The organism is Nocardia gamkensis NBRC 108242, from assembly GCF_001612985.1.
Taxonomy (GTDB): domain Bacteria; phylum Actinomycetota; class Actinomycetes; order Mycobacteriales; family Mycobacteriaceae; genus Nocardia; species Nocardia gamkensis.
Genome location: NZ_BDBM01000046.1, coordinates 1 through 10401, shown reverse-complemented (window position 1 = coordinate 10401; position 10401 = coordinate 1). Strand labels below are relative to the sequence as shown.

At 62.6% G+C, this 10401-nt stretch carries 7 protein-coding genes, 1 tRNA gene and 1 other annotated feature; of the genes, 3 read left to right on the top strand and 5 right to left on the bottom strand.

Annotation, left to right across the window (positions count from 1 at the left end):
- Positions 1-186 precede the first annotated feature (186 nt).
- Positions 187-268 (top strand) — tRNA-Leu (locus tag NG1_RS27800).
- Between the two features lie 545 nt (positions 269-813).
- On the top strand, positions 814-4206 hold the full coding sequence (locus tag NG1_RS35030) for a type I restriction-modification system subunit M (RefSeq protein WP_063910458.1): 3393 nt from the start codon (positions 814-816) through the stop codon (positions 4204-4206).
- A gap of 355 nt (positions 4207-4561) precedes the next feature.
- Here NG1_RS35030 and NG1_RS27790 read toward each other — a convergent pair whose 3' ends face one another.
- From NG1_RS27790 to NG1_RS27775, 3 genes are all read right to left on the bottom strand, one after another.
- Positions 4562-5641 carry a HigA family addiction module antitoxin gene (locus tag NG1_RS27790; protein WP_062975666.1) on the bottom strand — a complete coding sequence of 360 codons (1080 nt, stop codon included), beginning with the start codon at positions 5639-5641 and terminating at the stop codon, positions 4562-4564.
- 42 nt (positions 5642-5683) lie between these two features.
- Positions 5684-5962 carry a type II toxin-antitoxin system RelE/ParE family toxin gene (locus NG1_RS27785; protein WP_247611451.1) on the bottom strand — a complete coding sequence of 93 codons (279 nt, stop codon included), beginning with the start codon at positions 5960-5962 and terminating at the stop codon, positions 5684-5686.
- A 372-nt stretch (positions 5963-6334) separates the two neighbouring features.
- Positions 6335-6464, bottom strand: a sequence feature (AL1L pseudoknot).
- Entirely contained in the window at positions 6424-6711 is a 288-nt protein-coding gene (locus NG1_RS27775; protein WP_063910457.1) for a hypothetical protein, read from the bottom strand. (Overlaps the previous feature by 41 nt.)
- Before the next feature lie 186 nt (positions 6712-6897).
- Between NG1_RS27775 and NG1_RS27770 the strand changes: the two genes are divergently transcribed.
- Complete coding sequence (locus NG1_RS27770; protein ID WP_062975662.1) at positions 6898-7866, top strand: hypothetical protein; 969 nt, start codon at positions 6898-6900, stop codon at positions 7864-7866.
- On the opposite strand, the gene NG1_RS27765 is transcribed toward NG1_RS27770, so the two are convergent.
- Both NG1_RS27765 and NG1_RS37035 read right to left on the bottom strand, forming a co-directional pair.
- The gene (locus NG1_RS27765; protein ID WP_157114266.1) at positions 7843-8181 is read right to left on the bottom strand and encodes a hypothetical protein; all 339 of its coding nucleotides are present in this window, start codon (positions 8179-8181) and stop codon (positions 7843-7845) included. The genes NG1_RS27770 and NG1_RS27765 overlap by 24 nt on opposite strands.
- A 1154-nt stretch (positions 8182-9335) precedes the next feature.
- Complete coding sequence (locus NG1_RS37035; protein ID WP_157114265.1) at positions 9336-9890, bottom strand: hypothetical protein; 555 nt, start codon at positions 9888-9890, stop codon at positions 9336-9338.
- Positions 9891-10401 lie beyond the last annotated feature (511 nt).

Sequence of the window (10401 nt, the reverse complement as noted above, 5' to 3'; positions counted from 1 at the left end):
TCCGCCTCATGTTTGAACCCGCTGGTCCATCGGGTTACCAACGCGTACGAAACATGAGCGCCCCTCATGTTGGCCTTGTCCAAATCGTTATAATCCCAGGTAAGGTTACTGACGAGTACGCCACACCCTCCCAATGCTTCGTAATGGGCGAATCGCCCGGTAGAGTTTGGACGGTCGTACCATCAAGCGCGAGTGGCGAAATTGGCAGACGCGCCAGATTTAGGTTCTGGTGTCCACGGACGTAGGGGTTCAAGTCCCCTCTCGCGCATTACTTGCACACGGATCCCCGTCACGCGTGACGGGGATCCGCGCAAGAGCGCTCGCTCATCCACCCTCCCGCTCGCCCGCAGCACTCCGCGATGTCGAATACCCGCCGAAACCGCTGCTCGAGGCACATATCAGCACCACGGATGACGTCCTCGTGCGCCCGGGTGATCACCTCACGCTCCTCTACCACCCGGGCTCAGCGCGACCGCGCGGCAACCGTGCACGAGAACCTCCTCGTGCACGCGGAACAGCACCCACACCGGCACCGCGGGCCGACGCGAGCACATCGCCGGACACCACGCGGTCATCGCTCGTTCGAGGCGCTCCCCCACGGGCCGGCCGCGAACCGGCGTGTCGACTTCAGCCGAATTCTCGAATCAGCCACGCGACAGTTTCCACTCGTATGTCACCTCGGCGATGTCGGCCTCGCGTCGGCGGTGACGGTTCGTAGCAGGGTCGTCGGTGTTGTTGTTGTGGTTCGGTCTGCCATATTCGTCGGTGGACTCGATCAGCAGTATTTGTGTAACCGAAAAGTACTGAGGTGCAATGGTCTTCGATGCGTCAACCATGGTCGAGGATGTTCGGAGACGATTTTCGATGTCGATGATGGAACTGGGCCCTGACCCCGGCCGTAGCCCTGGGATGATCAGTCCTATGGAAGGCGCTGGCCTGCGTGGGGGCAATTTGAGTGGCAACATCGGACACCTGTCCAGCTTCGTCTGGTCGGTGGCTGACCTGCTGCGCGGCGACTTCAAGCCTTCCGAGTACGGACGGGTGATCCTGCCGTTCACGGTGTTGCGCCGACTCGACTCCCTGCTGGCACCGAGCCGGCAAGCGGTGCTCGACGAAGCCGAGCGCACCGACAGCGAACAGGAGCAGGAGCAGCGCCTTAAGGCAGCCTCGGGTTGGCCCTTTTACAATCTGAGCCGGTTCTCGTTCCAGAGTGTGCTCAATGATCCGTCGAACGCCGACCGGGTGCTCTTGGATTATGTTTGCGGGTACTCCTGCAACGTCAGGGAAATCCTGGACGGCTTCGAGTTTGAGCGGACCGTCATCCGCCTGCATGAGGCAGAGCTCCTCTACCCCGTAGTCAGGCAGTTCGCCTCGATCGACCTGGGACAGATGATCACTGGCGACCACATGGAGAACCTCTTCGAGGAGCTAGTCCGACGGTTCGCGGAGAGCAACAACGAGACGAGCGGGGAGCATTACACCCCCCGGGACCTCGCCCACCTGATGACCTCGTTCCTCATCTCCGCCGACTCGGACCTGCTGACGTCGCCACACGCCGTTCGCACCATCCTGGACCCGGCTTGTGGAGCGGCCGGCTTGCTGACCGAGGCGGCCTCGTTCATCACGTCGATGAACCCGAGGGCGGACGTCATGGTGTACGGCCAGGAGATCAACCGGGAGTCATGGGCGATTTCCTGTGCCAACATGATGATCAGCGGCCGTCCGGCCTCGACGATCGCCTTTGGGAACGTCCTCGCTGAAGATGGGCACCAAGGAATCGCCTTCGACTATCTCCTCGCCAATCCACCGTTCGGCGTTGGCTGGAAGACGATCGAATCCACAGTCCGGTGGGAGCACGAGCAGCATAGTTTCGCGGGCCGTTTCGGGGCCGGTCTTCCCCGGATCAACGACGGCTCGCTGCTCTTCCTACAGCACATGCTGGCGAAGATGAAGCCAGTGGGCCCCTCGGGTGAGGGCGGCAGCCGGATCGCGGTCATCTTCAACGCCTCCCCGATGTACGCCGGCGCCGCGGGGTCCGGCGAATCAGAGATCCGGCGGTGGATCTTGGAGAACGACTGGCTTGAGGCCTTGGTCGCGCTGCCCGACCGACTCTTCCACAACACCGGCATCAGCACCTACCTGTGGGTCCTCAGCAACCGCAAGCCGGCACAGCGCAGGCGTCAGGTGCTGCTACTGAACGCGCAGGACCAGTACCAGCCGATGCGCCGCTCCATCGGCTCGAAGCGCAACTACATCACACCGGACCAGATTGCCGAGATCACCGGGCTCTACCTGGACACCCTGTCCGCCGACCCTGCCCAGCGGCCAGACGACCGGGTCCGCATCGTCTCCACCCACGAACTGATGTACCAGCACGTCACGATCGATCAACCGCTGCGGCTCCGGTACGAGCTGTCCGAGGAGGCCCTGACTCGGCTCGCCGAATCGCGTGCGATAAAGAAGACCCGTGATCCTGCCGGTCTGGTGGCCGCCCTGCGTCCGTTGGTCGGCTCGACGTGGACCAAGTGCCAGGAAGCCATCACGGCGTTGCGCCGGGCAGTCACCTCGGCTGGCGTGAGCTGGCCACGGGGGAAGGTCTTCGAGGTGGCGGTCCGCAAGGCCATAGGTGTGCGCGACGGCGAAGGGGAGCCGCAGCGGACGGGGGATGCTTACGAGCCGGATCCCGAGCTACGTGAGTCGGTCAGTCTGCCGCTTCATGTGGATCCGAGCGACCACCTCCGACGCGAAGTGCACCAGAGTGCTCCGGATGCCTGGATCGATGACAGCAGGACACGGGTGGGTTGCGAGATCCCACCCTCGCTCTTCTATCGGCCGGAACTCGACGGCGAATTTGAATTGCTGCGCAACCTCGTCCGATTGGAGACCACTCGGGTCCACCCGCCGCGGCGCGGTGAGGAGCAGAACGAGGGCGTTGACCAGCCCAAGCATCTGCGCGCCCAAGACCTTCACGATGCGGACTCTGCCGCTGACCTGCCCGATGCACCGGAGGACGGGGCGCCGTTGACTCTCTGTTCGGGCGGCATGCTCGTCGGGCGGCCGGGGAACTGGCGTCTACTCCCGAACGGCTTCGGCGAGGCGGCCACCTCGCTGTTTGTGCTGCAGCCGCTGCGCGGCTGTGGCCAGGCGCTATGCGAGTGGTTGAACTCCCGTAAGGACAACGGTCAGTACCCCAGCGCTCGCGACCTGCTGGATACGCACGTCCCCGTCGACCTGGTGACCGACCGCGAGGTGGAGGGCCTCCTGAGAACCGTACAAGAGGGGCGGCGCGCACTGCGGAATACGACGTCGGGAATACTGCCCAACGTCTTCAGCAGCGGCGAGCGGGACGTCCAGGGGGTTCGGAACGAAATCCGGTTCGCCGCCCATGAGGCACGCCTGATCGGTGAACTCGTGCGGCCCCTGGACGATCTTATCTCGCGCGCCGAGTGGAGCTTTCCGTACCACGCGGCCGCACTGTCCCGTCGGTACCGAATCAGCACGCACCCGGCAGAGCAGAAAGACGGACTGCTCAAGCTGGGAGAGGGTCTGGCCCGTGTGCTGGGCGTGCTGGCGCTCACCGAACTCGCCGCGTCGAGCGGATTCTCCCGGAACCTGCGCAAGCAGTTCCGGACCGGCGCCACCTTCGGTACCTGGCTCTGGTTCCTCGACCGGCTGGAGACTGAGGAAATCATGCCCCGCATCCAACAGCTCACCACCCTAAGCGACCGAGGCAACGCACGCGCCCTCCTGGGCCGCATCAAGGACTTCAGGAACACCTCGCACCACGCGCACGGCGTCCGCGCCAGCCACCAACTGGCGGAAGACGTCGAACGGCTGGAACCACACATCGTGGGGGCGATCAGTGCGGTCAGATGGCTTTCCGGAACCCACTGGGATTGGGTCGAACGGTGTGAGTACCTCGACGAGGGCCAGTATCGGATCGTCGGGTTCCGACTGAGAGGCAGTCATCCGAACTGGGAGCCGTTCGATCGATCGAGCACTCGGCCGCTGCGTCCCGACCGCATCTACGTGGACAGTGCCCCCTACGGAGCTCCGGTCGACCTGTGGCCGTTTGCAGTCGTCAGCCTGTGCGACAAATGCCACACGAGGGAACTCTTCCTGCTCAACCAGGTCCGAGACGACCAACTGACGCTCCGCAGCCTGGAAGAGCATTCGCTGGAGATAACGTATGGCCAGCCCGAGTAGTGGCAGAGGCGAGGCTGCGTCTGATGCGGGGTGAAGGGGAATAGTCACAGCGGCGCGGCATTGCGGTCGAAGGCGACTTGCCGAGGAACGCGTAGACAGTAGTTGGTTATGACACGCTGCACCGAATCCAGCACGCAGCGCACGACCCCCGGCGGCACGGCGAACCCAACTCTGCGACACACACCGAATCACTAATCGGCAGATTGGCCACAGCCTCCGCTACCGCGAAGGCTTACGGCAGGTCAGGGCCCGATCCTGGACACCCCCATCACTGCCAGTGCGGATTCGAGGACACGGATCCAGGTCATTTCCGAATGACGCGGTGAGGTTCGAGGCGTGCTATGGGCTGCAAGTGCTAAAGGTTGACATAAAGTTTGTTTCCGTACGCGTAGTGCAGCAGCCTGCATCGATGCAGTTGGTGTACCGCCACGCCGGGGGCAACGCCGATGCGCGCAGCCATCGCGGCAATCTCACGATCACGGGTCATCCCCTCGAACGGTGTCATCCCCGCATCGCCGAACAGGACCTCCATCGCGAACTTGTTGGCGGCTGTCTCTGCCGCGCTATTGCGCTTCTTCTCCGTGGTGTACTCCAGGTGCATCTCGCCACGAGGATCGTTGAGCACGTGACCGAGTTCGTGGAACAAGGTCCAGATCACGAAGCCGTCCTTGCCCCATCGGCCGGTCTGCTGAATGACCGGTACTCGTTTGTCGATCCAGCGTGTCATTCCATGCAGCGGGAACTTGGTGGGCGGTTCGACCACCATGAACACGACACCGACCTCGGCGAGCATGGTCGCGATGTCGGCGAGCATCATCGCGTCAGGGGTAGCGGCTCGGGCTCGCAGGCGAGGCAGGGCCCGGCGGAGTCGCTGCGGGTCGTAGCGGTAGCTGCGGCCGCGTTCGAACGGTTCGGCGAGTTCGCCGGCACGTAGCCAGGTCGTCAGGACGGTCTGGTCGATCGTGGCCTTGGACTCGGTGAGCGCGGCGAGTGCGTAGTCGCCCGTGGACGCTGTTTCGTGCAGGTGGGTGTACGCCTCCCAGGTCCCGCAACGATGAAAGGCCAAGAAGTCCGAGACGAGCGTGCCGGGCGCCTTTCGCGTGGCCGTGGTGGCTCCGAGCTTGCGCAGGTAGGTGATGGCGTTCGGGTCGATCTCATCGACGTGGGCGGCGAGGTTTTCTTGATCGGCCAGGCGGGCGAGGTCGGCTCGATAGGCAGCCTCGTAGCGCAGCCACGAGTCGGCGGGGATGCCCACGACACGTTCCAGGCGTAGCGCGGTGTCGCTGGTAATGGGCGCGCGCCCGTTGACGATCTCGTTGACCTGCTTGCGGCTGCACCCGAGACGGTCGGCGACGTGCTGCTGGGACAAGCCCTGCTCATCGATCCACTCCTCCAGGTACTCACCCGGAGCAACTGCATAATCGGTCGCGGTCATCGCTTCTCCTCCCTCAGTGGTAGTCGTCGATGTCGATCACGGTCACCGTGACCGCCGAAAGGGCTCACCCTCGCCCTCGGGTCGAACCAGGAGCCGATAGTTGGCGCTGAGCTTGCCCGCCCAGAGGCCGTCCAGGTCCGCCGAGAGCGCATGCCACCTTCCGAGCGGGTCGTGGGTAGGTAGCTCTCCGACCGTCTTCGCCGTCTCCAGCGCCTTGATACGCAACCTCAGCTTCTCAGCAATGTCCCCGCGCTTCCTGCGCATCTCGCGTTCGTTCGTACACAGCTGCTCGAGTTTCTTGTCGTCGTAGAACACGTCCAAGGAGGTGTCACCGATCTGGTTACAGTCTAGCCGAATAAGTAGGCACCCGCAGTCCCGAAACGGGTCCGAACAGCCTAGATGTGACCAACAGCTACAAGCGAACCAGATGCCTGATAGGTCACACCCACGGCCCCTGGGACTGCTGCACGGATTGGTGTCAGCTAGTGGGCCAGATCACCCATGTATGGGCTACATCAGCGCCTGGAGACCACTTATCAAATCTGAATTCACGAGTTCGGCTCGTTCGCTGAGAGTGAGCCAATGCGCGGTGGATCCGGTGGTATCGCGCAGATTCCGCAGGGCGTTCTCGACCTGCGCGTCGGTGACGTCACGGTCCGAGGCTGGCCGACGGCGGGCCTTTCGGTAGGTCCTGGGCGCGATCTGCACACCATGCGCCGATAATGCGCGGCAGATCGACTCGACGCCGTAGACCTGGCGGTATTCGTCGATGAACCCGACGATCAGCGGTGTCGCGGGTCGAGTTCCCGCGCGAAAAAACTCGAGGCCAGCTTCAGGATCTCGTTGGTCTGCTTGAGTTCCCGGTTCTCTTTCCGCAGCCGTGCCAACTCGTCCCGCTCGACCGACGACAATCCCGCCGAGGCCGGCGCACCGGGTCGAGATCCGGTGTCGAGGGCCTTCTTGATCCACAACCTCAAAGTCTCGTGATGCACATCGACCAGTGGGCCGATCGCACGGGCAGCGGCATAGGCGGATCCGTACTCATCGAGCCGTTCCAGAGCCAATCGCACGGCTTTCTCACGAACCTCGGGCGGGGTAACGCTTCGACATGATGGTGACCATCTTCCTCTACGAAGGAAGCGGCCCCCAACCCGCGACGGTTCAGACACCCGGGCAAACCACCGACGCGTGTGTTGCTGCTCGCTGTCGAGGGACCTGGGCGCCTACGTCGATGGTATGGCGGCTACTGTCCGTGCGTGGTCTACGTCGTAACGCTCACTGGGGAAGAGCTCTCCGACATCCGGTCGAAGCTCAGAGCCGAGCAACGCCTGACCAAAGCGTTCAACAAAGGTGGCGTGGCCGCCGATCCCCCAAGAGTAGTGCTGGTGGTTCGGGACGATACCCATGACGAGCGATCCCGGACGTTGGCGTGGCTTGGGATTGCGGTTCACCGGGGCAAAATTGGAGCGGTTGACGACAGTCCGACAGTCGACCATCTTCGGGAATGCACCGAGGACATACCGCTAGACGGGGATGGTGGTCTGCTGCGTCTACTCCCGGACGCAGTCCGTGAGCCGATCGATCAATCGTTCGTCCTCGGCAGTGTCGGCTCCTTCGGTCGCATGGCGTGGGAGGCCATGGAGACCAAGCTGCGGGACAAGCACCCGAATCTCGCACCGATTCTCGAATGGCTCGGCGCGCTTGCCGACCCGCCCGTACTCTCAAACGACGATCCGGCGAATCGAGCCTGGCAGGAACAGCGAGACGCAGTCGGTACTATTGCGCGGATCTTCAAGGTTCCGCCAACAACTTTCAGCGCCTGGCGGCGCCCGTCATCGAGGCATGCACCCTATCTCGCGGGCCTTATTCCAGATCCTGTGGAGCACAGCCTGATCGAACATGATGCCAGGGCGTTTGCGGACAGTCCCAGTCTGTTCAGCGAATGGGCCGACCGTCCCGATGCCAGGTGCGACATCCACGTCTTCCAGGACGAAGCCGGGCGCACGCTCGAGATCGCCAACGTCAACGCAACCAATGTCGAAGCCCGGCTGGGCACAGACATGATCTACTTCTACGAACCGACATCGAGCTTCGTCCTCGTTCAGTACAAACGTCTTGACCCAACCCGGCGCACGATGTCGGTTGATGCACGACTGCTCGGTCAGCTGGACCGCCTTGAGGAGGTGGCTCGTCTCAGCAGATCAGCGGCCCGACCGGAAGACTAGCGACTCGGAACCGATCCGTGCTTCCTGAAACTTGCATACTGGCAGGACAACCCCGTAAACCGCGTAGATAGTCTCGCCCCAGGTATGTACCTCCCCGTCTCGTACGTCAGGCTCCTTCTGCAAGACGACTGCACCCTCAGCGGCCGAACTCGCGGCAACGGAGAAGACGGGCGGATGCTCGGCTACCCCCAAGTTCCACGTCACCTGGTAAACACGCAGTTCATCGAACTTGTCCAACATGGCCTGGCAGGCACCATCGGTGTCACCGTGGAACAGTTGCGCAATCTGGTCGAAGAACGCGTTCGAGCCGGTCACGACGCGGTCATCGGGACCGAGCGCGGTCAGGAGTCCGCTCGGGAGCGCCAGAAGAGAGTTCGCGACCGAGGTTCGGCGGGGCGCCCCGTCAAGCATGACGTCGGCAAAACCGCAAGTCCGTGACGAGTTCGCCACCCGCAGCTAAATTCTGCCGGTGGGGTATGCCCAACTACCGAGTTTGGTTCGGTGTCATACAATCTGATCTGACCCCGAGAGAAGAGACTAATCGGTCTCATTCGGTGGGGAGGGGCCAGCGGTCCTGCTGCCAACGCGCGCGTCGCAATCGGCGACTTCAAGGCCGAGCACAGTCATGGAGACCGGCATCGCGACGTCATCTGGCCGACTACGCAGCCCGCTGCAGCCACATCCATCCCCTGTGACCTGAGACATCAGCAAACATTGGAACGAAAACAACTTGGACTCCGACTCCCGCTATCCGGAATCACAGGTCAAAGGCCACTACAGTTGACGCCGCCGACGGCGACTCAGCCACTCCAAGATGGTCTCGCGAAGATCGTCCTCCAACTTCAACGCTTCGGCAGTACCCGGGATGAGATTCTCCGACAACTGGCACGGCCAATAAGCGAACAGTCTGCGTAAGGAAGCCGCGCCGCTGTTCGGGGCAACAAGCCGGCATTTCTGTAGGCGAAACTCAGTTCCTAGACCCAACAAATTGCGACCGTCTTCGAGACCAGGCCCGCGAGTCAGCAACTTGGCCTCGACCGCTGTGATCAGCGCGCGTGAAGATGGGAAAGATCGTCGACCCGCCCGCACTCGGTCCGCCTCAGCTCCGGTGAGCATCGCGATATCGCACTCATGGCAGATACCTGACCGACCGCTGAACCGTATGCCCAGGTGTACCTCAACTCTTTGCGCATGACGTGTTGGTGTCGCGGGGAAGGTGACAACTGCATAGGTGTACTCACTGCTCGCCGACAAAATGCCCGGGCTTGTCCGAAACCGGGCATCTACGGCAGAATTCAGTCCGTCATTCGTCACGAACACAGTACCGCCCGCATGCTCCGCCGCACGCAACATCATCGTGAACATGGCTGCCTCATACAGGTCGGTCGGCTTTGCACGAGCGGAGTATGGACCTGACAACGTCAGGGACAGAGCCGATTCCACGGCAGCCTTCAAGCTGGCAGCGGAGATCATTGCAGATCTTCCAAGGCAGTGAGCAGAGTGTCCATGACTTCACCTCTCTGAGCCGCGATGTAGCCGATCTGGTCCACGGAGATCTGGCTCCGGTCCATGTCAATGTCCCCAACACCGAAGGTCACAGATCGAACGCCTTTTTGGCGTAGGTAACTGGTCAATTCGCCTTCCGAGCCGTTGACCGTCCGAAGCAGCGTGATCACTGCGTCGAGAAGTATCGCCAGGCGCCCGTCACCAGATAGCGGACGCACAATGTCACCGCTGTTTCCACCGAGTCGCTGTTGCTGTCGAAACGGTACGATGTGGTCTGGCTGCGCAGGCTGCTGCTCCGCTTGAGATGGACTCTGTCGCGGAGGATGTCGGCGGTGCGTAGCCTCTCGCCGATCGACCTCCTGATAGTCATCACTAAACGTGTACGCCTCGGTCGGCTCGTACAGCTCCAGTTCTCGACCGCCCCGATCGACGTCACGACGAATCTCATCGGCAACACTCGGCAGCAGTTCTTCGATCTGGCCGAGCAGGTCGGCGTACAGTTCCGCACTTCCATCCATCAGCAACCCCTTCTCTCGCCCGCACGCTCGATTCTGCCCTGCCACGCCTCGAGTTCACTCGCCAGGAGTCGGTTCGAAACCCCGTGGGAAGCAACCAAACGCCCTTCCCTGACCACCTCGCGTCAGGTGTTTGTGAGTGTCTTCACCCAACTCTCGGCACACAAGCGTAGGCCCACATATTCGCGTCGGAAATGACACCCTCGCGGGTGCGAGCGGAAGACGCCCGCCCTCTACCGCCAGCGCCATCGCTCGGACCGAGACGTCCGCGTGGACGAGCGCTCCTCTGACACGCGGAACGACCACGCATTACCGACCCACGCGCCGCCGACGAGCCTATCGGCTCAACCTGGGGATTTCCGCGAACGCCGAAGCCCATCGCGCACACCACGATCGCCACCGGGTCGCGCCCACTCCTCCCATGCCGACCAAGCGTCGGCGTGTCGCCCGACCGAAAATCCTCGAATCAGCCACCCACCAGCAACCGACGATGTAGCACTCCACCGACCCACGT